The 25,763-nt window shown below is 72.3% G+C and carries 22 protein-coding genes; 3 read left to right on the forward strand and 19 right to left on the reverse strand.

The features are described 5' to 3' along the window. The first annotated feature begins 31 nt into the window (after nucleotides 1-31). Entirely contained in the window at nucleotides 32-715 is a 684-nt protein-coding gene (locus K7472_RS14960) for a hypothetical protein (RefSeq protein ID WP_372457967.1), read from the forward strand. A gap of 79 nt (nucleotides 716-794) precedes the next feature. Then, the gene (locus K7472_RS14965) at nucleotides 795-1,601 is read left to right on the forward strand and encodes a thioredoxin domain-containing protein (protein ID WP_222978100.1); all 807 of its coding nucleotides are present in this window, start codon (nucleotides 795-797) and stop codon (nucleotides 1,599-1,601) included. A gap of 109 nt (nucleotides 1,602-1,710) precedes the next feature. On the opposite strand, the gene K7472_RS14970 is transcribed toward K7472_RS14965, so the two are convergent. The 6 genes from K7472_RS14970 to K7472_RS14995 form a co-directional block, all read right to left on the reverse strand. Continuing rightward, entirely contained in the window at nucleotides 1,711-2,289 is a 579-nt protein-coding gene (locus K7472_RS14970; protein ID WP_222978102.1) for a dienelactone hydrolase family protein, read from the reverse strand. A gap of 172 nt (nucleotides 2,290-2,461) precedes the next feature. Then, complete coding sequence (locus K7472_RS14975; RefSeq protein WP_222978103.1) at nucleotides 2,462-4,057, reverse strand: Na+/H+ antiporter; 1,596 nt, start codon at nucleotides 4,055-4,057, stop codon at nucleotides 2,462-2,464. 72 nt (nucleotides 4,058-4,129) lie between these two features. Further along, nucleotides 4,130-4,573, reverse strand: coding sequence for a GNAT family N-acetyltransferase (locus tag K7472_RS14980; protein ID WP_222978501.1), 444 nt, complete (start codon nucleotides 4,571-4,573; stop codon nucleotides 4,130-4,132). A gap of 50 nt (nucleotides 4,574-4,623) precedes the next feature. Further along, complete coding sequence (locus K7472_RS14985) at nucleotides 4,624-5,565, reverse strand: RluA family pseudouridine synthase (protein ID WP_222978104.1); 942 nt, start codon at nucleotides 5,563-5,565, stop codon at nucleotides 4,624-4,626. Between the two features lie 90 nt (nucleotides 5,566-5,655). Further along, the gene (lspA, locus tag K7472_RS14990; protein WP_222978105.1) at nucleotides 5,656-6,312 is read right to left on the reverse strand and encodes a signal peptidase II; all 657 of its coding nucleotides are present in this window, start codon (nucleotides 6,310-6,312) and stop codon (nucleotides 5,656-5,658) included. A 77-nt stretch (nucleotides 6,313-6,389) separates the two neighbouring features. Further along, a complete protein-coding gene (locus K7472_RS14995) occupies nucleotides 6,390-7,451 on the reverse strand; it encodes a TraR/DksA family transcriptional regulator (RefSeq protein WP_222978106.1) in 1,062 nt (353 codons plus the stop codon). 607 nt (nucleotides 7,452-8,058) lie between these two features. Between K7472_RS14995 and ileS the strand changes: the two genes are divergently transcribed. Beyond that, nucleotides 8,059-11,187 (forward strand): isoleucine--tRNA ligase, encoded by a 3,129-nt coding sequence (ileS, locus tag K7472_RS15000; protein ID WP_222978107.1) that lies wholly within the window; start codon nucleotides 8,059-8,061, stop codon nucleotides 11,185-11,187. A 341-nt stretch (nucleotides 11,188-11,528) separates the two neighbouring features. Here ileS and K7472_RS15005 read toward each other — a convergent pair whose 3' ends face one another. The 13 genes from K7472_RS15005 to K7472_RS15065 form a co-directional block, all read right to left on the reverse strand. After that, entirely contained in the window at nucleotides 11,529-12,653 is a 1,125-nt protein-coding gene (locus tag K7472_RS15005) for a DivIVA domain-containing protein (protein WP_222978109.1), read from the reverse strand. 46 nt (nucleotides 12,654-12,699) lie between these two features. Continuing rightward, on the reverse strand, nucleotides 12,700-12,984 hold the full coding sequence (locus K7472_RS15010; RefSeq protein WP_109450745.1) for a YggT family protein: 285 nt from the start codon (nucleotides 12,982-12,984) through the stop codon (nucleotides 12,700-12,702). Nucleotides 12,985-13,046: 62 nt separating this feature from the next. Continuing rightward, a complete protein-coding gene (locus K7472_RS15015; RefSeq protein ID WP_222978118.1) occupies nucleotides 13,047-13,610 on the reverse strand; it encodes a cell division protein SepF in 564 nt (187 codons plus the stop codon). 125 nt (nucleotides 13,611-13,735) lie between these two features. Then, nucleotides 13,736-14,455, reverse strand: coding sequence for a YggS family pyridoxal phosphate-dependent enzyme (locus tag K7472_RS15020; RefSeq protein WP_222978502.1), 720 nt, complete (start codon nucleotides 14,453-14,455; stop codon nucleotides 13,736-13,738). 11 nt (nucleotides 14,456-14,466) lie between these two features. Beyond that, nucleotides 14,467-15,240 (reverse strand): peptidoglycan editing factor PgeF, encoded by a 774-nt coding sequence (pgeF, locus tag K7472_RS15025; RefSeq protein WP_222978119.1) that lies wholly within the window; start codon nucleotides 15,238-15,240, stop codon nucleotides 14,467-14,469. Then, the gene (ftsZ, locus tag K7472_RS15030) at nucleotides 15,237-16,499 is read right to left on the reverse strand and encodes a cell division protein FtsZ (protein WP_222978120.1); all 1,263 of its coding nucleotides are present in this window, start codon (nucleotides 16,497-16,499) and stop codon (nucleotides 15,237-15,239) included. Before ftsZ ends, pgeF begins: the two co-directional genes overlap by 4 nt. Nucleotides 16,500-16,776: 277 nt before the next feature. Further along, nucleotides 16,777-17,559 (reverse strand): cell division protein FtsQ/DivIB, encoded by a 783-nt coding sequence (locus K7472_RS15035; protein WP_222978122.1) that lies wholly within the window; start codon nucleotides 17,557-17,559, stop codon nucleotides 16,777-16,779. A 35-nt stretch (nucleotides 17,560-17,594) separates the two neighbouring features. Then, a complete protein-coding gene (gene murG / locus K7472_RS15040) occupies nucleotides 17,595-18,689 on the reverse strand; it encodes an undecaprenyldiphospho-muramoylpentapeptide beta-N-acetylglucosaminyltransferase (protein ID WP_222978124.1) in 1,095 nt (364 codons plus the stop codon). A 6-nt stretch (nucleotides 18,690-18,695) separates the two neighbouring features. After that, nucleotides 18,696-20,051 (reverse strand): putative lipid II flippase FtsW, encoded by a 1,356-nt coding sequence (ftsW, locus tag K7472_RS15045; RefSeq protein WP_222978126.1) that lies wholly within the window; start codon nucleotides 20,049-20,051, stop codon nucleotides 18,696-18,698. 55 nt (nucleotides 20,052-20,106) lie between these two features. Next, nucleotides 20,107-21,531 carry a UDP-N-acetylmuramoyl-L-alanine--D-glutamate ligase gene (gene murD, locus K7472_RS15050; protein WP_222978130.1) on the reverse strand — a complete coding sequence of 475 codons (1,425 nt, stop codon included), beginning with the start codon at nucleotides 21,529-21,531 and terminating at the stop codon, nucleotides 20,107-20,109. A gap of 11 nt (nucleotides 21,532-21,542) precedes the next feature. Beyond that, nucleotides 21,543-22,607: a phospho-N-acetylmuramoyl-pentapeptide-transferase gene (gene mraY, locus K7472_RS15055; RefSeq protein WP_109450730.1), complete on the reverse strand. Its 1,065-nt coding sequence runs from the start codon at nucleotides 22,605-22,607 to the stop codon at nucleotides 21,543-21,545. A 6-nt stretch (nucleotides 22,608-22,613) separates the two neighbouring features. Beyond that, the gene (locus tag K7472_RS15060) at nucleotides 22,614-24,047 is read right to left on the reverse strand and encodes a UDP-N-acetylmuramoyl-tripeptide--D-alanyl-D-alanine ligase (protein ID WP_222978132.1); all 1,434 of its coding nucleotides are present in this window, start codon (nucleotides 24,045-24,047) and stop codon (nucleotides 22,614-22,616) included. Further along, nucleotides 24,044-25,762 carry a UDP-N-acetylmuramoyl-L-alanyl-D-glutamate--2,6-diaminopimelate ligase gene (locus K7472_RS15065; protein WP_222978134.1) on the reverse strand — a complete coding sequence of 573 codons (1,719 nt, stop codon included), beginning with the start codon at nucleotides 25,760-25,762 and terminating at the stop codon, nucleotides 24,044-24,046. Before K7472_RS15065 ends, K7472_RS15060 begins: the two co-directional genes overlap by 4 nt. Between the last annotated feature and the right edge of the window lies 1 nt (nucleotide 25,763).

The raw sequence follows: 25,763 nt of genomic DNA on the forward strand, positions 1-25,763 counted from the left end.
GCCTACAGCGGCTCGTGGCACACTCTGCCGCATGAGGGGCCGCATGGAGGCGAGAGCACAGTTCAGGACGGCGCGTGCCGCGCTGTTCGCCGCGCTGTGCACCACGCTGTCCTCCACGTCCCACGTGCTGCTCTCCCGGCTGCCGCTGCCGTGGACCACGGTGGGCCTGGTCTTCGCCGCCGTCTTCGCGATCGCGTACGCGCTGGCCGGGCGGGAACGCGGCTTCTGGCCGATCGTGGCGCTGCTGGTGCCGCTGGAACTGGCCGCCGACACGCTGTTCACCACCGGCCAGCGCACCTGCTACGGCCCGGCGGGCGGTCCGGTCACCGGTCCCCTGCGCTCGTTCGGCGCCGACCTGCTCTGCGACGGCGGCAGGATCGGCACGCCGCTGGCCGGCGGCACCCCGCTCACCGGTGGCACGGCGCTCGCCGATCCCGCGATGCCGTGGCTGCTGCTCGCGGCGCACATCGCGGTGGGGCTGCTGGCGTCGTGGTGGCTGCGGCGCGGGGAGGCCGCGTTGCAGCAACTGCTGCGCGCCACCGCCTCGTTCGCGTTCCGGCCGCTGGCCGCCGCGGTCGCGGTGCTGTGCGCCGCCCTGCCGCCCGCGATCCGCCCCCGTACCGCGCGTCGGCACGGCCGGGCGTGCGCGCCGGTCCTGCCACTGCTGCTGCACTCCGTCGTCCGGCGTGGTCCGCCGTTCGCCCTCGCGGCCTGACACCCGCCGCCGGGCCGCCCCACCGGGGCAACCGGATCACCGACCTTGACGACATCCTTGACGGAGAGAGCAGTCCACCATGAGCAAGAAGAACAACTGGGAGAACAAGTCCTCGGCCCGTGAGCGGCTGAAGGCGGAGCGCGCGCGGGAGGCGAAGCGGGCCAAGGTCCGCCGCCAGGTCTTCGCGGGCGTCGGCGTGGTCGCGGTGCTGGCCATCGCGGCGGGTGTCGCGGTCGCCGTCTCCAGCTCCGGCGGCGGCACGTCCAAGCCGTTCGTCCAGCCCGCCAACACCTCCGGCGCCAACGGCACCACCGTGATCTACGGCAACGCCTCGGCCAAGCACACCCTGCACCTGTACGAGGACCCGCGCTGCCCGATCTGCTCCGAGTTCGAGCAGCAGGACGGCCAGACCTACCTCAAGGGCGCCGACGCCGGCCAGTACAAGATCCAGTACACCTTCGGCACGTTCCTGGACAACAACGACGGCGGCACCGGCTCGATGCACGCCCTCAGCGCGCTGGGCGCGGCGCTGAACGTCAGCCCGCAGGCGTTCATCCAGTTCCACACCGCGCTGTACTCCAAGGCGAACCACCCGGACGAGACGACCGACAAGTTCAGCGACAACAGCTACCTGTTCAAGATCTCGAACGAGGTCCCGGCGCTGAAGAACAACGCCACGTTCCAGAAGAACGTCAAGGACGGCACGTACGACGCCTGGGCGAAGAAGATGTCCGACTCGTTCAACAGCAGCGGCGTGCAGGGCACCCCGAGCGCCAAGCTGGACGGCAAGGACTTCACGGTGGCGGGCAACAGCTTCGCCCCCACCGGGATCATCCCGGTCTCCCAGCTGACGCAGCAGCTCGACAAGGCGTTCGGCACCAAGTGACCGTCCGCCCGGTTCCGGCGGACGACGATCCGCCGGAACCGGTAGGGCCCGCCGGGGCGAACGCCCTGGCGGGCCCTTGGCGCCCTGGCAGGCCTTCGTGGCGCGCGGGCTACAGGTCGGCGAGGAAGGCCAGCGCCGTGGCCCAGGTGCGCTCCGCGGCCTCCCCGTCCCAGTCGGGCAGGTCGGGGTCGGTGTAGAGGTGGCCGGCGCCGCGGTAGCGGTGCACCTCGACGTCGGCCCCGGCCTTGCGCATCCGCAGGTACCAGGCGTTCAGCCAGTCGTCCGGCTCGAACGGGTCGGGCTCGGCCACGTGCAGCTGTACGGCGAGGTCGGTGGCGGCGTCGTCCGCGATGTCGGACGTGCCGTGCAGGAGCAGCAGGCCGCGGGCGTGCTCGTCGCCGAGGGCGAGGTTCTGGGCGATCGAGCCGCCGAGCGAGAAGCCCGCGTAGACCACGCCGCGCGCGGACAGCGGCGCCGCCGCGGTCACGGCCCGCCGCAGCAGTTCCTCCCGGCCGATCTCGTCCTTGAGCGCGGCGGCCTCGATGGCGTCCTGCGCCGTCCTGCCCTCGTACAGGTCGGGCACGACCACCTCGTGCCCGGCCGCCCGCAGCCGGTCCGCCGCCGCGTGCACCGCGGGCCGCAGCCCGTACCAGGAGTGCAGCAGCAGGATCGTCTCCGCCTCAGCCAACGTGTCTCACGCCTTTCCCGCGTCACCGGGGCGGCAGCCGCCCCGCACCAGCGTCCCATCGTGCCAGGCACCCGGCCCGGAACGCGCCGCCAGGCGCCCGCCCCGGAACGCCCCGAACACCCCGGATCGCCCCGGATCGCCCCGGATCGCCCCGGATCGCCCCGGCGGAGGCTCATCGCAGGCTGCGCACGTCGAGGTGGCGCAGCACCCGGTCGACGACCTCGGGGTCGAAGCCCGGCTCGTTGCGCGCGCCCAGCACCTCGTGGCGGGCGGCGGACATCATCTCCGCCTGCACGCGGCGCACGTGGTGCAGCCGCTTGGCCCTGCGGCGGGCCGCCTCGTGCCGCTCGGGGCGGCTCTCCGCCTCCATGTCGGGGCTGATGCGCAGGCCCAGGTCGTAGGCCCGGCGCAGCAGGGCCTCGGACATCTCCTCCGGAAGCTCCTCGGTCTCCTCGATCTCCCGCAGCCGCCGCCTGGCCGCCTTCGCCGCGCGCAGGGCGAGCCGCCGCTCCAGGTCGCGTTCGGCCGCCGAGTCGCCCTGCACGCCGAGCACCCTGACCAGCCACGGCAGGGTGAGTCCCTGGAGCACCAGGGTGGCCAGCACCACGCAGAACGCGACGAACAGGATCCCCTCGCGGCCGGGGAAGTCCCCGCCGCCGTCCACGGTGAGCGGGATGGCGAGCGCCAGCGCGACCGACGCCACGCCGCGCATCCCGGCCCACCACATGACGACGGTCTCGCGCCAGGTGGTCGGGATGTCCTCGTCCAGGTCACGTCTGCGGTGGAGTCTGCGGGCGAGCCACGCGGCGGGCAGCAGCCACGCCAGCCGGACGCCGACGACCACGCCGACCACGGCCGCCGCGCCGCCCAGCAGCCGGCCCGCGGCGCCCGCGGCGGTGCCGAAGACGGTGTGGAGCTCCAGGCCGATCAGGCCGAAGGCGGCGCCGGTCACCAGGGTGTCGACGATGGTCCAGAAGGTGCTGCCGGCCAGGCGCCCGGTCACGTCGTCGGCGTCGCCCATGTACTCCGACAGGTACAGCGCGGTGGTGAGCACCGCCAGCACCCCGGAGCCGTCCAGTTCCTCGGCGAGCGCGTAACTGGCGAACGGCACCAGCAGCGACAGGCCGACCTGCAAGGTGGCGTCGCCGACCAGCCGCATCAGCTTGTTGGCCAGCCATCCGAGCACCAGTCCTATGGCCATGGCGACGACGGCGGACAGCACCAGCGCCAGCACCGCGTGCGGCAGCGAGAACGAACCGGTCACGGCGGCGGCCACGGCCACGTGGTAGAGCACGATGGCCGTCACGTCGTTGAACAGCCCCTCGCCCTCCAGGATCGACACCATGCGGCGCGGCAGCCCCAGCCGGCCCGCGACCGCCGTGGCGGCCACCGGGTCGGGCGGGGCGACCAGCGCGCCGAGCGCCACGGCGGAGGCCATCGGCAGCCCCGGCACCACGGCGTGGGCGACGGCGGCGACGGCGGCCGTGGTGACGAAGACCAGGGCCACCGCCAGCAGCAGGATGGGCTTGACGTTGGCCGCGAACTGCCGCCAGGACGTGCGCTGCACGGACGCGTACAGCAGTGGCGGCAGCACCAGCGGCAGGATCAGGCCGGGCGGGATGTGCACGTTGGGCACGAACGGCAGCAGCGCCAGCACGCCGCCGAACAGCGTCATCAGCACCGGTGACGGCAGGCCCAGCCGGTCCCCCACCGGGACCATCACGATGGCCCCGAGCAGGAGGACGAGCAGAAGGGCGAACTGGTCCACGGCGCACGCTTCCCGGACAGGAGGATCTTGCTTCAGGTGCTACTCAGCGTGCCACGCGGCACTGACAATCAGTCACAGCCCGCGCAGCGCGCGGCGCATGGCGCGGTGCGGGATGCCGCTGCCCTCGTCGAACTCGGGGCCGTGCGCGGTGTAGCCGAGGCGCTCGTAGAAGCCGAGGGCGTGGGTCTGCGCCTCCAGGTAGACGTGGCCGAGGCCGAGCCGCCCCGCCTCCGCCTCGACGGCCCGCACCAGCGCGGCGCCGAGCCCGGTACCGCGCGCCTGACGGCCGACCGCGAGGCGGCCCAGCACGGCGGTGGCGTCGTCGTCCACGACCCCCGCGTACTTGCGGCGCGCCGGGGCTCCGTGCAGGAAGCGCACCGTGCCCAGCGGAGCCCCGTCCGGCCCGGTCGCCAGCAGGTGGACGGCGTGGGCGTCGTAGGCGTCCCACTCCTCGTCCTCGGGGATGCGCTGCTCGACGACGAAGACCTCACGGCGCACGGCGAAGCAGCCCGGCATGTCGCCCTCGCCGGCGACCCGGATGGCGTGCCCGGGCCGGGCCTCGCCGCTCACGCGCTCTCCGCGCGGACGGTCTCCAGCGCGTGGGCCAGGTCGTCCGGGTACCGGCTCGCGAACTCCACCCACCGTCCGTCCGCCGGGTGTTCGAAGCCCAGCCGCACCGCGTGCAGCCACTGCCGGGTCAGCCCCAGCCGCTTGGACAGCGTCGGGTCGGCGCCGTACGTGGTGTCGCCGACGCACGGGTGCCGGTGCGCCGACATGTGCACGCGGATCTGGTGGGTGCGGCCGGTCTCCAGCTTGATGTCCAGCAGCGAGGCGGCCCGGAACGCCTCGATCAGGTCGTAGTGCGTGACGCTGGGCTTGCCCTCGGCGACGACCGCCCACTTGTAGTCGTGGTTCGGGTGGCGGCCGATGGGCGCGTCGATGGTGCCGCTGAGCGGGTCGGGGTGACCCTGCACGAGGGCGTGGTAGCGCTTGTCGACGGTGCGCTCCCGGAACTGCTGCTTGAGCAGGGTGTACGCGCGCTCCGACTTGGCGACGACCATCAGGCCTGAGGTGCCCACGTCCAGCCGGTGCACGATGCCCTGGCGCTCGGCGGCGCCCGAGGTGGAGATGCGGTACCCGGCCGCGGCCAGGCCGCCGATCACCGTGGGGCCGTTCCAGCCGGGGCTGGGGTGCGCGGCCACGCCGACCGGCTTGACGACGACCACGACGTCCTCGTCGTCGTGGACGATCTCCATGCCCTCCACGGGCTCCGCGACGATCCGCACCGGCTCGGCGGGCGCGGGCATCTCGACCTCGAGCCACGCGCCGCCGTGCACCCGGTCGGACTTCCCGGCCTCGGCGCCGTCCACCCGGACCTTGCCGTCCGCGGCCAGCTCGGCCGCCTTGGTGCGGGAGAAGCCGAACATGCGGGCGAGGGCGGCGTCCAGGCGCTCGCCCTCCAGGCCGTCGGGCACGGGAAGGGTACGGATCTCGGGAAGGGTGCTCACCAGGTCGAGTATGCCGGAACCCGTGGCGCGGCTTTCCGCCGGTGCGGGCGGGCCTCCGTTTCGAGCGAGCGGTCCGGCGGACCCCGGGCGTCAGTCGCGGTGGACGGTGCCGTCCGGGTCGAGGCCGCGGGAGGACAGCAGCACGATCAGGATGCCGCCGCAGACGATCGCGGAGTCGGCGAGGTTGAAGACCGCGAAGTCCTTCGGGGCGATGAAGTCGACCACCGCGCCCCGGAAGACGCCCGGGGAGCGGAAGATCCGGTCGGTGAGGTTGCCCAGCGCGCCGCCGAGCAGCAGCCCGAGCGCGATCGCCCACGGCACGCTGTAGAGCCTGCGCGAGAGCCGGGTGATCACCACGATGACGATGAGCGCGATCAGCGTGAAGACGATCGTCATGCCCTGGCCGATGCCGAACGCGGCACCTGAGTTGCGGATCGCCTCCAGCTGGAGGTACTGGCCGAGGACCCGGATCGCGGAGTGGCCCTCCAGGTGCTGCACGACCAGCGTCTTGCTGATCAGGTCCAGCGCGTACGCGAGGGCGGCGACGCAGAACAGCACGAGGACCCGGCGCTTGCCGCGCGGCCCGGCCGCCCCGGAGGCGGGCGCGCCGGAACCGTCCGTGGCGGCCTCGGGCGTCCCGGCGGCCGCCTGCCCGGTCTCCCGGGAGGCGTCCGCGGTCCGCTCGCCCTCGCCGTCCGGCGCCTGATCGAAACCTGGCGTACCGATGGTGCGCTCCGCCTTCGTCACGTGAGTCCCTCAGCCTCGAATCCCGCGTCAGGAGCGTGCCTGACACGGACGAGCGTACGGCACGGGCTTGCGCTCGGTCAGCGGCGTTCGGTGCGCTGCTTGCACTCGACGCACAGCGTGGCGCGCGGGAACGCCTGCATCCTGGCCTTGCCGATCGGGTTGCCGCACGACTCGCACAGGCCGTACGTGCCGTTGCCCAGGCGTTCGAGGGCGTGCTCGGTCTGGGTGAGCATCTCGCGGGCGTTGTTGGCGAGCGCCATCTCGTGCTCGCGGGAGATGGTCTTGGTGCCGACGTCCGCCTGGTCGTCGCCCGCGCCGTCCCCGGAGTCGCGCATCAGGCCGGAGATCGCCTCCTCGGAGGCGTGGATCTCGGCGCGCAGCCGGACCGACTCGGCCAGCAGGTCGGTGCGGGCCTCGTCGACCTCCTCCGGCGTCCAGGGCTCCTCCCCCGGCCGGACGGCGAGCGCCCCGGGTTCCACGATGCCGGCCGCCTCGGCGGCCAGTCGTGCGGCGGGGAGCTGGGACGCGTCGGGCGCCGCCGTCTCGGTCACTGTCTTCTTCGCAACCACCGTCGTGGCTCCCGTCTTCTTCGCGGACGCGGACTTCTTCGCGGACGCCTTCTTGGTCTTGTTCGTGCTGGTCCCGGGCGTGGCGGCGGATTTCTTCGCCGAGGCGGTCTTCTTCGCCGGAACGGTCTTCTTCGCCGCCGTCGCCTTCTTGCCCGCGGCTTTCTTGGCGGTCGCCTTCTTGGCCGCGGTCACCTTCCTTGCCGTGCTCGCCTTGGTGCCGGCGGTCTTCTCGGCCGCCACCTTCTTGGCGGTGGCCTTCGTGGCCGTGGCCTTCGTGGCGGGCGCCTTCTTCGTGGCCGTCTTCGCCGTCGTGCGCGAGTCGGCGGCCTTCTTGGCCGCCGTCTTCTTCGCCGGCGCCTTCTTGGTGGCCGCCTTGGCCGCCGTCGTCCTCTTGCCCGCCTTGCCCGCGGTCTTCTTGCCTGCGGTCTTCGTCGTCGTACGGGAATCGGCTGACTTCTTGGCCGGAGCCTTCTTGGCCGCCGTCTTCTTGGCCGGAGCCGTCTTCTTCGCCTTGGCGGTCGTCCTGGCGGTGGATGACGACCTCTTCTCGGCGGTCCTCTTCACCACCATGGACACGACCCCTTCACGTATGACACATTGTGTGATCTTGCTCGCGAATCGTGCCGGAACGATAGATCGGCTCCTGACCCGCAGCAACGGGGCACGCCGCCCGACTAGCCCGCTCGGCAGGCACGTCTGCATCCGTTGTGCCCATCTCCCCGGCAGGTATGCCGGTACGACCAGGTAACACCCGTTAGCGCCGCACGGCACCGCTCCCGCCGCCCGGGAACCCCGCGCCCACCGCCGGGACCGCCACAAGACCGCCCCGGCGACGAGCGGGCGAATCCGTGGTCCCGCTCCCCGTACACTGGGCGCAGCGAAAGGCGTGGATGGGGACGAGTAGCGCCGCACGCAGCCATGAGCGAGCCGGGGACGGTGCGAGCCCGGAGGCGTGCGCGGTGTGAAGATCACCCCGGAGCCGTCGGAGGAAAGCCCGCGGGACGTGCGGCGGGCGAGTAGAACCGGCGTCGCGGCCCAACGAGAGGGCCGAAGGGAGCGTGCGGCGCGCCCGGCGGCCAAGGAGGGTGGTACCGCGGGAGCACCGCCGCGAGGCGGCCGGCTCTCGTCCCTCCGACGGAAGACGTGATGACGACGTGTCCGCCGGAGGACGAATCCGATGACGCAGTACCGCCAGGTCCCCGCCCAGGTAGACCTGCCCGCGCTGGAGCACGAGGTGCTCGCGTTCTGGCAGGAGAACAAGGTCTTCACCCGCTCGCTGGAGCAGAGCGAGGGCAGGCCGGAGTGGGTCTTCTACGAGGGCCCGCCGACCGCCAACGGCATGCCCGGCGCCCACCACATCGAGGCCCGCGTCTTCAAGGACGTCTTCCCGCGCTTCAAGACCATGCGCGGCCACCACGTGCCCCGCAAGGCGGGCTGGGACTGCCACGGCCTGCCGGTTGAGCTGGCGGTGGAGAAGGAGCTGGGCTTCACCGGCAAGCAGGACATCGAGAAGTACGGCATCGCCGAGTTCAACGCGAAGTGCCGCGAGTCGGTGACCCGGCACACCGACGCGTTCGCCGAGCTGACCCGCCGCATGGGCTACTGGGTGGACCTGGACAACGCGTACCGCACGATGGACCCGCAGTACGTGGAGTCGGTGTGGTGGTCGCTCAAGCAGATCTTCGACAAGGGACTGCTGGTCCAGGACTACCGGGTGGCGCCCTGGTGCCCGCGCGACGAGACCGGCCTGTCCGACCACGAGCTGGCGCAGGGCTACGAGACCGTGGTCGACCCGTCGGTCTACGTGCGGCTGCCGCTGACCTCGGGCCCGCTGGCGGGTGAGGCGTCGCTGCTGGTGTGGACGACCACCCCGTGGACGCTGGTGTCCAACACCGCCGTCGCCGCCCACCCGGACGTGACCTACGTGGTCGCCACCGACGGCACCGAGCGGCTGGTCGTCGCCGAACCCCTGCTGGAGAAGGCGCTCGGCGAGGGCTGGACGGCCACCGGGCAGTCGTTCACCGGCCGCGAGATGGAACGCTGGGCGTACCGCCGTCCGTTCGACCTGGTGGAGATCGACGGCGCGCACTTCGTCGTCAACGCCGAGTACGTCACCACCGAGGACGGCACCGGCCTGGTCCACCAGGCGCCCGCGTTCGGTGAGGACGACCTGAGGACCTGCCGCTCCTACGGCCTGCCGGTGGTCAACCCGGTGCGCCCGGACGGCACGTTCGACGCCGTGCTGCCGCTGGTCGGCGGGCAGTTCTTCAAGAAGGCCGACGAGACGCTGGTCGCCGACCTCGACGCGCGCGGCCTGCTCTTCCGCCACGTGCCGTACGAGCACAGCTACCCGCACTGCTGGCGCTGCCACACCGCGCTGCTCTACTACGCGCAGCCGTCGTGGTACATCCGCACCACGCAGATCAAGGACCGGCTGCTGCGGGAGAACGAGCGCACCAACTGGTTCCCGGAGTCGGTCAAGCACGGCCGCTTCGGCGACTGGCTGAACAACAACATCGACTGGGCGCTGTCCCGCAAGCGCTACTGGGGCACCCCGCTGCCGATCTGGCGCTGCGAGCAGGAGCACCTGACCTGCGTCGGTTCGCTGGCCGAGCTGTCGGAGCTCACCGGCCGCGACCTGTCGGGCCTCGACCCGCACCGCCCGTACATCGACGAGGTCACCTTCGCCTGCCCGCAGTGCGGCGAGACCGCGACGCGGGTCGACGAGGTGATCGACGCCTGGTACGACTCCGGCTCGATGCCGTTCGCGCAGTGGGGCTACCCGTACCGCAACAAGGAGGTGTTCGAGCGCACCTACCCGGCGCAGTTCATCTCCGAGGCCATCGACCAGACCCGCGGCTGGTTCTACACGCTGATGGCCGTCGGCACGCTGGTCTTCGACCGGTCGTCGTACGAGAACGTGGTGTGCCTCGGCCACATCCTCGCCGAGGACGGCCGCAAGATGTCCAAGCACCTGGGCAACATCCTGGAGCCGATCCCGCTGATGGACCAGCACGGCGCGGACGCGGTGCGGTGGTTCATGGCCGCGGGCGGTTCGCCGTGGGCCGCGCGGCGCGTCGGGCACGGCACCATCCAGGAGGTCGTGCGCAAGACGCTGCTGACCTACTGGAACACCGTGGCCTTCCAGGCGCTGTACGCGCGCACCTCCGGCTGGGCGCCGGGCGAGGCGGACCCGGCGCCGGCCGACCGGCCGCTGCTGGACCGGTGGCTGCTCGGCGAGCTGAACGCGCTGGTGCGGGACGTCACCGACGCGCTGGAGTCGTACGACACCCAGCGGGCGGGCAAGTTGCTGTCGTCGTTCGTGGACGACCTGTCCAACTGGTACGTGCGCCGCTCCCGGCGCCGCTTCTGGCAGGGCGACGCGGCGGCGCTGCGCACCCTGCACGAGGTCATCGAGACGGTGACCCGGCTGATGGCGCCGCTGGTGCCGTTCATCACCGAACGCGTCTGGCAGGACCTCGTGGTGCCGACGACGCCGGGCGCACCGGAGTCGGTGCACCTGGCGTCCTGGCCGGAGGCGGACGAGGCGGCGATCGACGCGGGGCTCTCGCAGCGGATGGCGCTGGTACGGCGGCTGGTCGAGCTGGGCCGGGCGACGCGGGCGGAATCGGGTGTCAAGACCCGGCAGCCGCTGTCGCGGGCGCTGGTCGCGGCGGCGGGCTTCGAGACGCTGGAGGAGGACCTGCGCGCGCAGATCACGGAGGAGCTGAACGTCTCCGCGCTCGCGTCGCTGTCCGAGGTCGGCGGTTCGCTGGTGGACACCACGGCCAAGGCCAACTTCCGTGCGCTGGGCCGCCGTTTCGGCAAGGGCACGCAGCCGGTCGCCAAGGCGATCGCGGACACGGACGCGGCGGCGCTGTCGCTGGCGCTGCGCGAGGGAACGGCGTCCGTGGTGGTCGACGGCGAGACGGTGCCGCTGTCCGCGGAGGAGGTCATCATCACCGAGACCCCGCGTGAGGGCTGGTCGGTGGCGTCCGACGCGGGTGCGACGGTCGCGCTCGACCTCCACGTCACGCCGGAGCTGCGACGCGCCGGGCTGGCCCGGGACGCGATCCGGCTCATCCAGGAGGCGCGCAAGAACAGCGGCCTGGACGTGGCGGACCGGATCGCGGTGCGGTGGACTGCGTCCGGCGACGAGTTGGCAGCGGCGCTCACGGAGCAGGGCGGGCTGGTCGCGGAGGAGGTCCTGGCGACGGACTTCGCCTCCGGCGAGGCGGACGCCACGTACGGCGAGCCTTTCGTCGACGAGCCGTTGGGCCTGACCTTCCGCCTCCGCAAGCAGTGACGCTGCCGTCGGCCTGAGCGTGCTGCGGGGGCGGTCGGACCGCCCCCGCAGCACGTGCGGCCTTTTGGTTTCCGAGTGCGGGGGCTGGGACGGGTTCGGCACCGCCGATCACCACCGCTGTGGTCGCTCACCGTCGCGGCGGAGAAAAGATGATGGGTGCGGCGGCGGCAGCCAACATCTTTCCGCCGCGACGGCGAGCAACCCCATCGGCGTGGAGCGGCGGTGCCGAACTCGGCTCAGCCCCCACTCCGAACAACCCTCCGCAGACACAAAAAGGGCCGGGCCCCGGGGAGCAAGTCCCTGGGGCCCGGCCCTACATACCTGGTCGGCTACGGCCTCGGTCAGTTGTCGTCCTCGTCGATGAGGAAACCGCGCATCGGGGTCGGCGCCTGCTGCAAGGGCTGCGGGCCCTGCGGGCGGACCGGTGCCATCGGCTGGGTCATCGCGGGGGACATCTGCTGCTGGCCACCGTACGTCTGGTTGCCGCCGCCCATCTGCTGGCCGCCGTACGTCTGGTTGCCGCCCGTGGAGTGGCCCATCGCGCCGGCCGCCGCCATGCCGCTGCCCATCGAGCCGCCCATCGTGCCGCCGCCCATGGAGGACGAGGACGGGAGCGACGCGGCCGCCGGGGTGCGCGGCGGGGCGAGCGAGTCGTCCGCCTGGTTCTCCAGCTGACGCAGCTGGCTCTCCAGGTAGGACTTCAGACGGGTGCGGTACTCGCGCTCGAAGCCGCGCAGGTCCTCGACCTTGCGCTCCAGCGTGGCGCGCGCGGACTCCAGGGAGCCCATCGCCACGCGGTGCTTCTCCTGCGCGTCCCGCTCCAGCGCGTCGGCCTTGGCGCGGGCGTCCCGCTCCAGGCCCTCGGCGCGGCTGCGGGCCTCGCCGACGATCTTGTTGGCCTCGGAACGGGCCTCCGCGATCGCCTGGTCCGCGGTCTGCTGCGCGAGCGACAGGACGCGGGCGGCACTGTCACCGCCGGGACCCTGCTGCTGCATGGGGTGGCCACCGGGCTGCTGCATCGGGTGACCCTGCCCCATCGGGCCCGGGCCCATCGGACCCTGTCCCATCGGCCCGGGGCCCATGGGACCCTGCGGGCCGTGCTGGCCGCTCGGCCCGGCCGGCAGCTGGGGTGCGCCGGGCAGCTGGGGCGGTCCGCCCATCTGCTGCTGGTGCTGCTGGTGCTGCTGGCCCGGCGGCACCGGCTGCGGTCCGGATATGGCGGCGGGCACGGGGGCGCCGGGCCGCTCCTGCTGCTCCGGCTTGCGCATGCCCTGCTGCTGGTTCTGCGCGGCGGCACGGGTGGCCGCGGCGAGTTTGGCCCGCAGGTCCTCGTTCTCCCGCAGGAGCCTGGTCAGCTCTCCTTCGACCTCATCGAGGAAGGCGTCGACCTCATCCTCGTCATAGCCTTCTCGGAGGCGGACGGTCGTGAACTGCTTGTTACGAACGTCCTCGGGGGTCAGCGGCATCTCTTCACCTCAACGTGATCGTCGGCAATCGGCAAGACCGTATCGTTCACAGCCTGGCCACGACGGAGATCAGGATGTAGACGATGATCATCAGTACGAAGAAGGACAGGTCGAGCGCCACGCCCCCGAGACGCAGCGGCGGGATGAACCGCCGCAGAAGCTTGAGTGGCGGATCGGTGACAGTGTAGGTGGCTTCGAGTACGACCACCATGGCCTTGCCAGGACGCCACGATCGGGCGAACTGGAAGACGTAGTCCATCACCAGCCGGAAGATCAGCACGATCAGGAAGCACATCAACGCGATGTAGAGCACCTGTAGTGCGATGTTCACCGCGCTTCCCTCTCCCCTGGTCTCCGCCGGCCCTGTCGGTCCGGTTCCTCGCGCTCGTCGTCTCAGCTCTGGTTGAAGAATCCACCCTCGGCGATCCGGGCTTTGTCCTCCGCCGTGACATCGACGTTAGCAGGAGACAGCAGGAACACCTTCTGGGTCACCCGCTCGATGCTGCCGTGCAGACCGAAGACCAGGCCGGCGGCGAAGTCGACCAGACGCTTGGCGTCGGTGTCGTCCATCTCCGTCAAGTTCATGATCACCGGGGTGCTCTCCCGGAAGTGTTCCCCGATCGTACGGGCTTCGTTGTACGTGCGAGGGTGGAGCGTCGTGATCCGGTACGGCTCCCGCTCCGACACGACCTTGGGCATGATCACCGGTGCGTTCTTCTCCAGAGTGCGGCGTTCAGGTGTGATGGATGCCACTGGGGCGATCCGTGGTTCCCGGGGTGCCGGCGCGTGCACGACGCGGGGCGGTTCCTCCTGCGGCGGCTGGTGTTGCTGCCGAACGGCCCGCTCCGGTTCCGGTTCGGGCTCGAACTCGTCGTCGGGGTCGAACCCCGGGCCGTCGTACCCATCGTCCTCCACGAGGCCGAGGTAGACCGCCATCTTGCGCATCGCGCCGGCCATGCTCTACGTCCTCCGCTCTGTGGTGGATCGGCACCGTCACCAGGTGAGGGGGATCCACTGGGCCAGCTCCGCGAACTGACGGAGCATGACCATATTTTCTGCTGTGGTCCGACTTCTTGGTGACGTTACCGGAGCCCGGGACGGACTCCGAGTACCGCAGTACCGACGCGTACATGTGTCGCACCGGCCGCCACGGCGTGCTCGAGGTCCGAACTCATCCCCGCCGACACCATCGTCGCAGCCGGATGCGTCTCGCGCAGGGCGGACGCGATTTCCCTCATCCGATCGAATGCAGCCCGCGGTTCTCCCGCATACCGGCCGGTCAGCGGGGCCACGGTCATCACCCCCTCGATCCGCAGGCCGTCGGCGGCGGCGACCGCGTCGGCCAGCTCCGCGACATCCTCCGGCGCGGCGCCTCCCCGGCTGCCCACGGACCCTGACGGGGCGTCGAGCGCGACCTGCACCAGGCAGCCGACCTCCCGGCCGGTCCGCACGGCCGCGTCGGACAGAGCGGACACAAGCCGCGAACGGTCGACGGAGTGGACGAAGTCGGCGTAACGCACCACGGAACGCGCCTTGTTGGTCTGCAACTGACCCACGAAGTGCCAGGTCAGTCCCGCCTCCGTGCAGTCGGCGGCCTTCTGCGCTGCCTCCTGGTCGCGGTTCTCGGCGACCTGGGTGACGCCTAGTTCCGCGAGAAACCTCACATCGCTCGCCGGGTAGGTCTTGGTGACCACGATGAGGGTCACCTCGTCCCGGGGGCGTCCGGCGGCGGCGCAGGCGGCGGCGATGCGGTCCTCGACGCGTGCCAGGTTCGCGGCCAGTTGGGCCTTTCTGTCCGTGATGTCACCGTCGTTCATGGTCGCTCACCGTCGTTCGGGGTGGCCGGCTCGGGCCGCCCGTCGTCCAGCCAGACGTAGGAGGCGAGCCGGCCGGTGGCGCGGTCCCTCCGGTACGAGAAGTGGTCGGCCGATTCGAGGGTGCAGATATGGGATTTCTCACGCATCCCCACCCCGAGCCGGGCGAGTTGGGCGTGGACCCCGGCGCAGACGTCCACCGCGGGCGTCCCCCAGGAGGTCTCGGCCCGCGCGGCCGGCTCGGCGTCCGCGACCTCGTCGCGCATCGTGGCCGGGACCTCGTAGCAGGAGCCGCAGACGGAGGGCCCGGTGAACGCGGTGATCCGCTCCGGGCTCGCCCCCAGCCGGACCATCTCCGCGACCGCGGCCGGCACGACGCCCGCGACCATTCCGGGGCGGCCGGCGTGTGCGGCGGCGACCACCCCGGCGTGCGGGTCGGCGAGCAGGACCGGTACGCAGTCCGCGGTGAGGACGGCGAGGGCCAGACCGCGGCGGGCGGTGACGATGGCGTCGACCGCGGGGACCGGGTCGTCCCCCCAGGGGGCGTCGATCGCGGCGACGTCGTTGCCGTGCACCTGGTTCATCCAGACGACGGCGGCCGGGTCGAGTCCCAGCGCCCGGGCGGCGAGCCCCCGGTTGGCCAGCACGGCCGTCGGGTCGTCGCCCACCGCGCCGCCGAGGTTCAGCTGCTCGTACGGAGCGGCGCTCACCCCGCCCCACCGGTCGGTGAAAGCGAAGTGGGCGCCGCCCGTGTACGTGTGGAGGCCTATCACTTCAGGAAGTCGGGGACGTCCAGCTCTTCGGCCTGGGTGTCGGTGTAGGGCCGGGCCGGGGGGACCTGGGGCGTGACCGGGGTGCCGCCGCTCGGCGTCTCGGTCGCGCCGGACGCGGGCTCCGGCTGCTCCTCGCGCGTCTCGCCGGACTCGCGGGGGGCGACGCTGCCCAGGCCGCTGAAGGCCGGACGCGGCGACTCGGTGGACTGGCTGCCGACCCGCGGCGCGCCCGACGCGCTGGTGGAGGACCCCGCGTTCTCGTCCCGGGAGCCGTAGGAACCGAGGACCTTGTCGCGGTTCTTGGTGGGCGGCTGGCCGCCGTCGAACCCGGCCGCGATGACGGTGACCCGGACCTCGTCGCCGAGCGCGTCGTCGATGACGGCACCGAAGATGATGTTGGCCTCGGGGTGGGCGGCCTCGCTGACCAGCTGGGCGGACTCGTTGATCTCGAACAGGCCGAGGTCGGAGCCGCCGGAGATGGACAGCAGCACGCCGCGGGCGCCGTCGATGGACGCCTCCAGCAGCGGAGAGGAGATCGCCATCTCGGCGGCGGCCACCGCGCGGTCGTCGCCGCGTGCCGAACCGATGCCCATCAGCGCCGAACCGGCCTCGGACATCACGGACTTGACGTCGGCGAAGTCCAGGTTGATCAGGCCCGGGGTGGTGATCAGGTCGGTGATGCCCTGGACACCGGAGAGCAGCACCTGGTCTGCGGACTTGAAGGCGTCCAGCACGCTGACCTGGCGGTCGGAGATGGACAGCAGCCGGTCGTTGGGGATGACGATGAGGGTGTCGACCTCGTCGCGCAGACCCGCGATGCCGTCCTCGGCCTGGTTGGCGCGGCGGCGGCCCTCGAAGGTGAACGGGCGGGTGACCACGCCGATCGTCAACGCGCCCAGCGAGCGGGCGATGTTGGCGACGACGGGTGCGCCACCGGTGCCGGTGCCGCCGCCCTCGCCCGCGGTGACGAAGACCATGTCGGCCCCCTTGAGGACCTCCTCGATCTCCTCGCGGTGGTCCTCGGCGGCCTTGCGGCCGACGTCGGGGTTGGCGCCGGCGCCCAGACCGCGCGTCAACTCCCGGCCGACGTCGAGCTTGACGTCGGCGTCGCTCATCAGCAGGGCCTGCGCATCGGTGTTGATCGCGATGAACTCGACGCCCTTGAGACCGACCTCGATCATCCGGTTGATGGCGTTGACACCACCGCCGCCGATGCCGACGACCTTGATGACTGCGAGGTAGTTCTGCGGTGCTGCCACGTCGAAGGCCTCTCGCCTCGATTTACGTGCCGGCGCTTCCGCGGGGACCGCGGGGCGACGGCGGATGCCGATGGGACGGTCCGGACTCCGACCCGAACCCTAACCCTGAGGTTTAGGGTTACCAGTATGTCTGTTCCTTGTGTCCACCTGTAGCAGGACACTAAGTCGACAAGCGGTACCGGTTCAACGAACACGCCGAACCTCCCGCTTTTCTTTTGACCCTATGTGATCACGCCTGATGCGGGCGAACCAGGGGGGCGACCCGCGGTCCGGCCCGTCAACTCCCTGATGACGCCGGGTCGGTGGGGGCGCTGACGTCGTAGTGGGTGGCGCCGGGAGCCGCCTTCAGCAGCGCGGTCAGCGCGACCGCCTTCCGGGAGCCGTCGTTCGGACCGCCCCACAGGACGCCGCGCCCGCCGGTCAGTTCGAGCGAGATCCCGTCGAACGACTTCACCGCGATCGTCCTCGTCTGCTTCCGCACCGATTCGGGCAGATCCGCCGCGACTTGCACGGCCGCGTGCAGCAGGACGGCCGTGTTGAAATAGCCGTTCCCCGCGGAGGGGCCACCGGTGAGTTCGACCAGGGGGACCCCGGCGGGCGCGGTGGTGTCGGTGGCGTACCGGACGCCGTCGCCGTCCACCTCGACGTACCTGCCGCCCTGTTTCAGCAGGGCCTTGGGGGTCCGCTCGGTGACCTTCAGCGCGATGGCGTCGGGCCAGGAGCGGCTGACGGCGACCGAGGCGATCCTCGGCAGGGCGGCGCGCAGCCGGGAGGCGACCGCGTCGGTGTCCACCGAGACCAGTGCCTCGCCGTCACCGATCCCGGCCGCGTCCCGCACCTCGGCCGCGGTCAGCACCCGGGTACCGGTGACCCGCACCTGGCGCACCCTCAGCCACGGCGAGCCGTACAGCAGATACGTGCCGCCGCCCACCAGCAGGGTGAACGCGAGCAGCACCACCAGCACGCCGCGCCGTGACAGGCCCCGGCGCCGGGGGGCGGACGGCGGGCGGGCCTGCGACGCCCCGCGTTCCCTCGCCTGAGCGGTCGTCGGTCCCGCCACGCTGCCGCCTCCTCAAACCGACCGGGTGGTCCGGTCTATCGTGCCCGGCCGGACGCCACCGCGTCGTACACCATGCCGACCAGCAGGTCGTCGGCGTCCCGGCGGCCGAACTCGGCGGCGGCGCGGGACATCTCGTAGAGCCGGTGCGGGTCGGTGAGGACCGGCAGCACGGTGCCGAGCACCCACTCGCCGGTCAGCTCGGCGTCGTCGACCAGCAGGCCGCCGCCCGCCTTGACCACCGGCTGGGCGTTGAGCCGCTGTTCGCCGTTGCCGATCGGCAGCGGCACGTAAGCGGCGGGCAGGCCGACCGCGGACAGCTCGGCGACGGTCATCGCGCCGGCCCGGCACAGCATCATGTCGGCGGCGGCGTAGGCCAGGTCCATCCGGTCCAGGTAGGGCACCGGGACGTACGGCGGCATGCCGGGCATGTTGCCGGGCTGCGGCAGCTCGTTCTTCGGGCCGACCGCGTGCAGGATCTGGACACCGGACTGCTGGAGCCGGGGGGCGACCGCCTGGATGGTCTCGTTCAGCCTGCGGGCGCCCTGCGAGCCGCCGGAGACCAGCAGCGTCGGCAGGTTCTGGTCGAGGCCGAACGCGGCGCGGGCCTCGGCGCGGACGGCGGCGCGGTCCAGGGTGGCGATGGAGCGGCGCAGCGGGATGCCGATGTAGCGGGCGTCGCGCAGCTTGCTGTCGGGGGTGGAGACCGCGACGGCGTGCGCGTACCGGGAGCCGATCTTGTTGGCCAGGCCCGGGCGGGCGTTGGCCTCGTGCACCACGATCGGCACGCCGAGGCGCTTGGCGGCCAGGTAGCCGGGCAGCGCCACGTAGCCGCCGAAGCCGACCACGCAGGACGCCTTGGTGCGCTCCAGGATCTGCTCGGCGGCCTTGATGGTGCCGCGCAGTCGGCCCGGGACCGTGATGAGTTCGGGGGTGGGCCTGCGGGGCAGCGGGACGGCGGGGATCAGGGCCAGTTCGTAGCCGCGTTCCGGGACGAGCCTGGTCTCCAGGCCCCGTTCCGTACCGAGCGCCGTGATCCCCACGGTCGGGTCCTGCCGTCGCAGGGCGTCCGCGAGGGCGAGCGCGGGCTCGATGTGGCCGGCGGTCCCCCCGCCGGCGAGAACGACATGCACCGAAATTCACCGCTTCCCGGACGATCGCCGTCTGGCGAGACGTCGCATGCTACGTGTCATTGCCCTTGTCACAGGCCCGGCCCCCCGCGCGGCCAGTGCCGCCCTCGCCGCCGGCTCGCTCCTCGCGAAGGAGATCAGCAGGCCCACGGCGAACATGGCCGGCAGCAGGGCCGAGCCCCCGTAGGAGAACAGCGGGAGCGGGACCCCGGCGATCGGCAGCAGGCCGAGCACCGACCCGATGTTGACCACGGCCTGCGCCGTGATCCAGGTGGTCACGCCTCCCGCGGCGAACCTGACGAAGGGATCCTCCGTGCGTCCGGCCACGCGGATACCCGCATAGCCTAGAGCCGCGAACAGACCCAGTACCGACAGCGTCCCCGCCAGGCCGAGTTCCTCCCCGGTCACGGCGAAGATGAAGTCGGTGTGCGGCTCGGGCAGTTGGCCCCATTTTTCCACACTCGCGCCCAGCCCGGAACCGAACAGGCCTCCGGAGGCGAGCGCGTACAGTCCGTGCACGGCCTGCCAGCACTGGTCGTTCGTACCCGGTTCCGTGGCGAGAATGCAGTCGAAGCGCGACAGGCGGTGCGCGCTGGTCTCGATCAGCAGCAGCCCCAGCCCGCCCGCGACCCCCAGCACGCCGACGAACAGCCGGGTGGGGGCGCCGGCCAGCCACAGCAGGCCGAAGAGCATCGCGGCGAGCACCATCGCGGTGCCCATGTCGCCGCCGAGCAGCACCAGGCCCAGGATGAGCATGGCGACCGGGACCAGCGGGACCAGCAGGTGCTTCCACTGGGTCAGCAGCTTTTTGTCGTACTTACGCGCCAGCAGGTCGGCGCCCCACAACGCCAGCGCCAGCTTGGCGAACTCGCTGGGCTGGATCTGGAACGAGCCGCCGATGGCCAGCCAGTTCTGGTTGCCGTTGACCCGCATGCCGATGCCCGGCACCTGCACCAGGGCGGTCAGGAAGAGCGCCCCGGCCAGCAGCGGGTAGGCGAGCCTGCGGAAGCCGCCGACCGGCATCCGGGCGGCGACCAGCAGCAGCACGGCGCCGATGACGGCGGCGAACAGCTGCTTGCGGAAGAAGTACGTGCCGGGCTCGCCCATCTGCAGGGCCTCGACCTGGGAGGCCGAGAAGACCATCACCAGGCCGAGCACCAGGATCAGCGAGCCCGCTCCGACGATCAGGTAGTACGCGGTGAGCGGGCGGTCCCAGGCGCGCCTGATCCTGCGCAGCGCGGCGCCGGGGCCGCGGCCCGCGCGGGAGCCGCCCGCGCCGCGCGGCGCGGGCGCGGGGCGGGCGGTGGGCCGGGCCGCGCCCGACCGGCGCGGGTCGCGTACCCCTGACCGCTGCTGCGGCGTCATGTCCCCTCCGTGTGCCGGGTGCCGGGCCGGGGCCGCGGCGTCACGGATCCGGTGGCTATCGCTGGTACGGCGCGTCCGGCGCGAGGGCCGAGACCGCCTCGGCGAAGGCGTCGCCGCGCTTGCCGTAGTTGACGAACATGTCCATCGAGGCGCAGGCCGGGGCCAGCAGCACGGTGTCGCCCGGCCGGGCCAGATCCCGCGCGGCCTCGACCGCGGCCGCCATCGCCCCAGTGTCGGTCCGTTCCAGGTCGACCACCGGGACCTCGGGTGCGTGTCGGGCCAGCGCTTGTGCGATCAGCGCCTGGTCGGCGCCGATCAGCACCGCGCCGCGCAGCCGGGGCGCGGCGTCCCGCACCAGCTCGTCGAAGGTCGCGCCCTTGGCGAGCCCGCCCGCGATCCACACCACGTGCTCGTAAGTGGCCAACGAGGCGGCGGCGGCATGGGTGTTGGTGGCCTTGGAGTCGTTGACGTAGGTCACCTCGTCCACGGTCGCCACCGTCGCGATGCGGTGGGCGTCCGGGCGGAAGGCGCGCAGGCCCTCGCGCACCGCGCGCGGCTCGACACCGTAGGCCCGGGCGAGGGCGGCGGCGGCGAGCGCGTTGGCGACGTTGTGCGGGGCCGGGGGCTGGATGTCGGAGACCTCGGCCAGTTCCTGGGCGTTCTTGTGGCGGTCGGCGACGAAGGCGCGGTCCACGAGGATGCCGTCGACCACGCCGAACTCCGAGGGCCCGGGCGCGCCGAGGGTGAAGCCGATGGCCCGGCAGCCCTCCTCGACGTCGGCCTCGCGGACCAGCGCCTCGGTGGCGGGGTCGGTGACGTTGTAGACGCAGGCGACGCGGTTGCCCTCGTAGATCCGGCCCTTGGCGGCGGCGTACGCCTCCATGGAGCCGTGCCAGTCGAGGTGGTCGGGGGCGAGGTTGAGCACGGCCGCGGAGTGGGCGCGCACCGAGGGCGCCCAGTGCAGCTGGTAGCTGGACAGCTCCACGGCGAGCACGTCGTACTCCTCGTCGCCGAGGACGACGTCGAGCAGGGAGACGCCGATGTTGCCGACGGCGGCGGTGCGCAGGCCCGCCGCCTTCAGGATCGAGGCGAGCATCTGGACGGTGGTGGTCTTGCCGTTGGTCCCGGTGACCGCCAGCCACTCGGCGCTGTCCGGGCGCCGCAGCCGCCAGGCGAGTTCCACGTCGCCCCAGACCTCGACGCCCGCGCGGTCGGCCGCGGCGAACAGCGGGCTGGACGGCTTCCAGCCCGGGGTGGTGACGACCAGGTCGGTGCCCTCGGGCAGTTCGACCGGGCCGAGCCGCACCTCGACGCCGAGCGCCTCCAGTTCGGCGGCCTCGGCGCGCTCGCGCGGCCCGTCGCCGCCGTTGACCACGGTGACGCGGGCGCCGAGGCCGTGCAGCGCCCGGGCGGCGGGCAGGCCGGAGACGCCGAGCCCGGCGACGGTGACGTGCGCGCCGTCGATCCGTGAGACGTCCATGCTCGCCTTCCTCACTTCGCGGCCACGAAGCCCGCGTAGAACAGGCCCAGGCCGACCGCCATGCACATGCCCTGGATGATCCAGAAGCGGACCACCACCAGGACCTCGCTCCACCCCTTGAGTTCGAAGTGGTGCTGGAGTGGCGCCATCCGGAAGACCCGCTTGCCGGTGAGCCGGAACGAGCCGACCTGGATGACCACGGACAGGGTGATGAGCACGAACAGGCCGCCGAGGATGGCCATCAGCAGTTCGGTGCGCGAGCAGATCGCCAGGCCCGCGAGCGCGCCGCCGAGCGCCAGCGACCCGGTGTCCCCCATGAAGATCTTCGCCGGTGAGGTGTTCCACCACAGGAAGCCGAAGCAGGCGCCCATCAGTGCGGCGGCCACCACCGCGAGGTCGAGCGGGTCACGTACGTCGTAGCAACCCGGGCCCGCCGTCAGGGCGTTGGCGCAGGACTGGCCGTACTGCCAGACGCCGATGACGGTGTAGGCGGCGAAGACCATCACCGAGGCGCCGGTGGCCAGGCCGTCGAGGCCGTCGGTGAGGTTCACGCCGTTGGACATCGCCAGGATCATGAACAGCGCCCAGATCACGAAGATCACCGGGCCGATCGACCAGCCGAAGTCCTGGGTGAAGGACAGCTTGGTGGAGGCCGGGGTGGAGTGGCGCTGGTTGGGGAAGTTCAGCGCCAGCACCGCGAAGGCGATGCCGACGATCAGCTGGCCCGCCATCTTCGCCTTGGCCCGCAGGCCCAGGCTGCGCTGCTTGACGATCTTGATGTAGTCGTCGAGGAAGCCGACCAGGCCCATGCCGACGAAGAGGAAGAGCACCAGCAAGCCGGAGATGGTGGGCCGTTCGCCGACGATCAGCTTGGTCGCCGCATACGCGATCACCGTGGCGATGATGAAGGCGATACCGCCCATGGTCGGGGTGCCGCGCTTGCTGTGGTGGCCGCGCGGGCCGTCGTCACGGATGAACTGGCCGTAGCCCTTGCGGGCCAGCAGCTTGATCAGCGCCGGGGTGCCGATCAGGGAGAGGAACAGGCCGATGACGCCCGAGATGAGGATCTGCTTCATCGCCCGTCAGACCTCGCCCCGCGCCCCGGCGCCACCCTCGGCGTCGGCCAGTGCCTGCGCGACGCGTTCGAGCCCCACCGACCGCGATGCCTTCACCAGCACGACGTCCCCCGGGCGCAGTTGACTGCGCAGCAGGTCGATCGCCGTCTCCGCGTCGGACACGTGCACCGACTCCTCACCCCACGAACCCTCGTTCTTGGCGCCCATGTCCAGCCAGGCGGCGGCCTCGCCGCCCACGGCCACGAGCTTGCTGACGTTGAGCCGGACGGCGAGCCGTCCGATCGCGTCGTGTTCGGCGAGCGAGTCCTCGCCGAGCTCGGCCATCTCGCCCAGCACCGCGAAGGTGCGGCCCCCCTCGGCCCCCGAGCCCCGGCCCATGGCGACGAGCGCGCGCAGGGCGGCCCTCATGGAGTCGGGATTCGCGTTGTAGGCGTCGTTGACGACCGTCACGCCGTCCGGCCGTTCGGTGACCTCCATGCGCCAGCGGGACAGCGACCCGGCCTCGGAGAGCGCGGAGGCGATCTCCTCGACGGGCATGCCCAGTTCACCGGCGACGGCGGCCGCGGCCAGCGCGTTCGACACGTGGTGCTCACCGTACAGGCGCAGGGTCACCGGGGCGCACCCGGTGGGTGTGCGGAGCGTGAAGACTCCACGGCCCTTCGGGTCGAGCCGGACGTCCTCCGCGCGCACGCTCGCCTCCCGCGACTCACCGAAGAAGACGCAGCGGGCCTTGGTGCGGTTCGCCATGGCGCGCACGTAGGGGTCGTCGGCGTTGAGCACGGCGATGCCGCCCTCGGCCTCGCCGGGCAGCGACTCGACCATCTCGCCCTTGGCCTGGGCGATCTGCTCGCGGCCGCCGAACTCGCCGATGTGCGCGGTGCCGACGTTGAGGACGACGCCGATGCGCGGCGGGGTCAGCTCGGTCAGGTACCTGATGTGGCCGATGCCCCGGGCGCCCATCTCCAGCACGAGGTTGCGGGTGCCGGCCTCGGCGCGCAGCGCGGTGAGCGGCAGCCCGATCTCGTTGTTGAGGCTGCCCTCCGGGTAGACCGTGGGCCCCAGGCGCGTCAGCAGCTGCGCGATGAGGTCCTTGGTGCTGGTCTTGCCGGAGGAGCCGGTCAGGGCGACGACGTCCACGCCGAGGCGGCGGATGACCTCCCGGGCGAGCGCGCCCAGCGCCCCCCGGACGTCGTCCACCACGATCGCGGGCACCCCGACGGGCCGGGCGGCCAGCACGGCGACCGCCCCGGCGGCCACCGCCTGCCCGGCGAAGTCGTGGCCGTCCACGCGCTCCCCGTCGAAGGCGACGAAGAGGCTGCCGGGGACGACCAGGCGCGAGTCGGTCAGCACCGGCCCGCTGACGGGGAGCGACGGGTCGGGTATGTCGTGCGTGCTCCCGCCGACCGCCTGCGCGACCTCGGCGAGGGTGAGTGCGATCACTGCTGGTCGGTGTCCTTCGTTCGGGCGGGGGGACGGACGGCGACGCGGGGTTCCGCGCGTTCGATGGCGGCGCGCAGCACCTCGCGGTCGTCGAAGGGGCGCACGACCCCGGCGAGGTCCTGGCCCTGCTCGTGGCCCTTGCCCGCCACCAGCACGATGTCGCCGGGCTGTGCGACGGAGACGGCGGCGGCGATGGCGGCGGCCCGGTCGGGCTCCACCGTGACGCGTCCACGTTCGTGGGCGGGCACCTCGGCGGCCCCGGCCAGCATGGCGGCCAGGATCGCCAGCGGGTCCTCCGAGCGGGGGTTGTCGGAGGTCAGGACGGCGGTGTCGGCGAGACGGGCGCAGGCGGCGCCCATCGGGCCGCGCTTTTGCTGGTCGCGGTCGCCGCCGCAGCCGAGCACGATGTGGATGCGGCCCTCGGTGACCTTGCGCAGCGCCCGCAGCACGGACTCGACCGCGTCGGTCTTGTGCGCGTAGTCGACGACGGCGAGGTAGTCCTGCCCGGCGTCGACGCGCTCCAGGCGGCCCGGGACGCCGGGGACGGCGGCGACGCCGTCGGCGGCGGTACGCGGGTCGATCCCGGCGGCGACCAGAGCGGTGATCGCGGCGAGGGAGTTGGCCACGTTGAACGGGCCGGGCAGCGGGGACCTGGCGGACACGCGTTCGCCGGACGGGCCGACGACGGTGAAGGTGCTGCCCAGCGGGCCGACCTCGACGTCCTCGGCGCGCCAGTCGGCGTCCGGGTGGCCCTCGGCGGAGAAGCTGACGACGGGGACCGACGCCTCCTTCAGCAGCCGCTGGCCCCACACGTCGTCGATGTTGACCACACCGAGGCGGCTGCGGCGCGGGGTGAACAGCTGCGCCTTCGCCTGGTAGTAGTCCTCCATGTCCCGGTGGAACTCCATGTGCTCCGGGCTGAGGTTGAGGAAGACGCCGACGTCGAAGACGGCGCCGTCGACCCGGCCGAGCACCAGGGCGTGGCTGGAGACCTCCATCGCGACCGCCCGCACCTCGCGCTCGCGCATCACCGCGAACAGCGCTTGGAGGTCGGTGGCCTCGGGCGTGGTGCGCTCGCTCTTGAGGCGTTCGTCACCGATGCGGGACTCGACGGTCCCGATCAGTCCGGTGGCCGGGCCGTGGGCGGCGCGCAGGCCGCCTTCGACGAGGTACGCGGTGGTGGTCTTGCCGGAGGTTCCGGTGATGCCGATCTGGAGGAGGTCGGCACCGGGCTCGTCGTAGACGGCGGCGGCCAGCGCGCCCATCCGGGAGCGCGGGTCGTCCACCACCAGGACCGGCAGTCCGGCCGCGGCGGCGCGGTCGCGGCCGGCCGGGTCGGTGAGCACGGCGACGGCGCCGCGTTCGGCCGCCTGGGTGGCGAAGTCGGCGCCGTGGAAGCGGGCGCCGGGCAGCGCCGCGTAGACGTCGCCGGGGCGCACCGCGCGGGAGTCGTGGGTGATGCCGGTGACCGGCGCGCCGTCCGCGGGGGGCTTCAGGCCGAGCCGTTCGGCCAGTTCCGCGAGCGGTTTGGGGCGGACCCTGCCGGGCCGGGGCGGACCCGGCACCTTCTCGGGCTCTCGCTGCGAACGGGGGGACTGATCAGCTTGTGGCACGGCGGTGAGGTTACCGGGCATGGAGGGGTCCGGGCGAAAAGGGGCCGGGCCCGCGGACTCGCCGCCGGTTCCCGGTCCGGGTGGATTTGTGATGGTTGTCACG

This window comes from Streptantibioticus parmotrematis (genome assembly GCF_019890615.1).
In the GTDB taxonomy this organism is placed as follows: domain Bacteria; phylum Actinomycetota; class Actinomycetes; order Streptomycetales; family Streptomycetaceae; genus Streptantibioticus_D; species Streptantibioticus_D parmotrematis.

Excerpts from the sequence above, each read along its gene's own strand:
- ileS (WP_222978107.1), top strand. The coding sequence starts at position 8,059 with ATGACGCAGTACCGCCAGGTCCCCGCCCAGGTAGACCTGCCCGCGCTG.
- K7472_RS14965 (WP_222978100.1), top strand. The coding sequence starts at position 795 with ATGAGCAAGAAGAACAACTGGGAGAACAAGTCCTCGGCCCGTGAGCGG.
- mraY (WP_109450730.1), bottom strand. The coding sequence starts at position 22,607 with ATGAAGCAGATCCTCATCTCGGGCGTCATCGGCCTGTTCCTCTCCCTG.
- K7472_RS14995 (WP_222978106.1), bottom strand. The coding sequence starts at position 7,451 with ATGGTGGTGAAGAGGACCGCCGAGAAGAGGTCGTCATCCACCGCCAGG.
- murD (WP_222978130.1), bottom strand. The coding sequence starts at position 21,531 with ATGGACGTCTCACGGATCGACGGCGCGCACGTCACCGTCGCCGGGCTC.
- ftsW (WP_222978126.1), bottom strand. The coding sequence starts at position 20,051 with ATGACGCCGCAGCAGCGGTCAGGGGTACGCGACCCGCGCCGGTCGGGC.
- K7472_RS14980 (WP_222978501.1), bottom strand. The coding sequence starts at position 4,573 with ATGCCGGGCTGCTTCGCCGTGCGCCGTGAGGTCTTCGTCGTCGAGCAG.
- K7472_RS14960 (WP_372457967.1), top strand. The coding sequence starts at position 32 with ATGAGGGGCCGCATGGAGGCGAGAGCACAGTTCAGGACGGCGCGTGCC.
- K7472_RS15015 (WP_222978118.1), bottom strand. The coding sequence starts at position 13,610 with ATGGCCGGCGCGATGCGCAAGATGGCGGTCTACCTCGGCCTCGTGGAG.
- K7472_RS15005 (WP_222978109.1), bottom strand. The coding sequence starts at position 12,653 with ATGCCGCTGACCCCCGAGGACGTTCGTAACAAGCAGTTCACGACCGTC.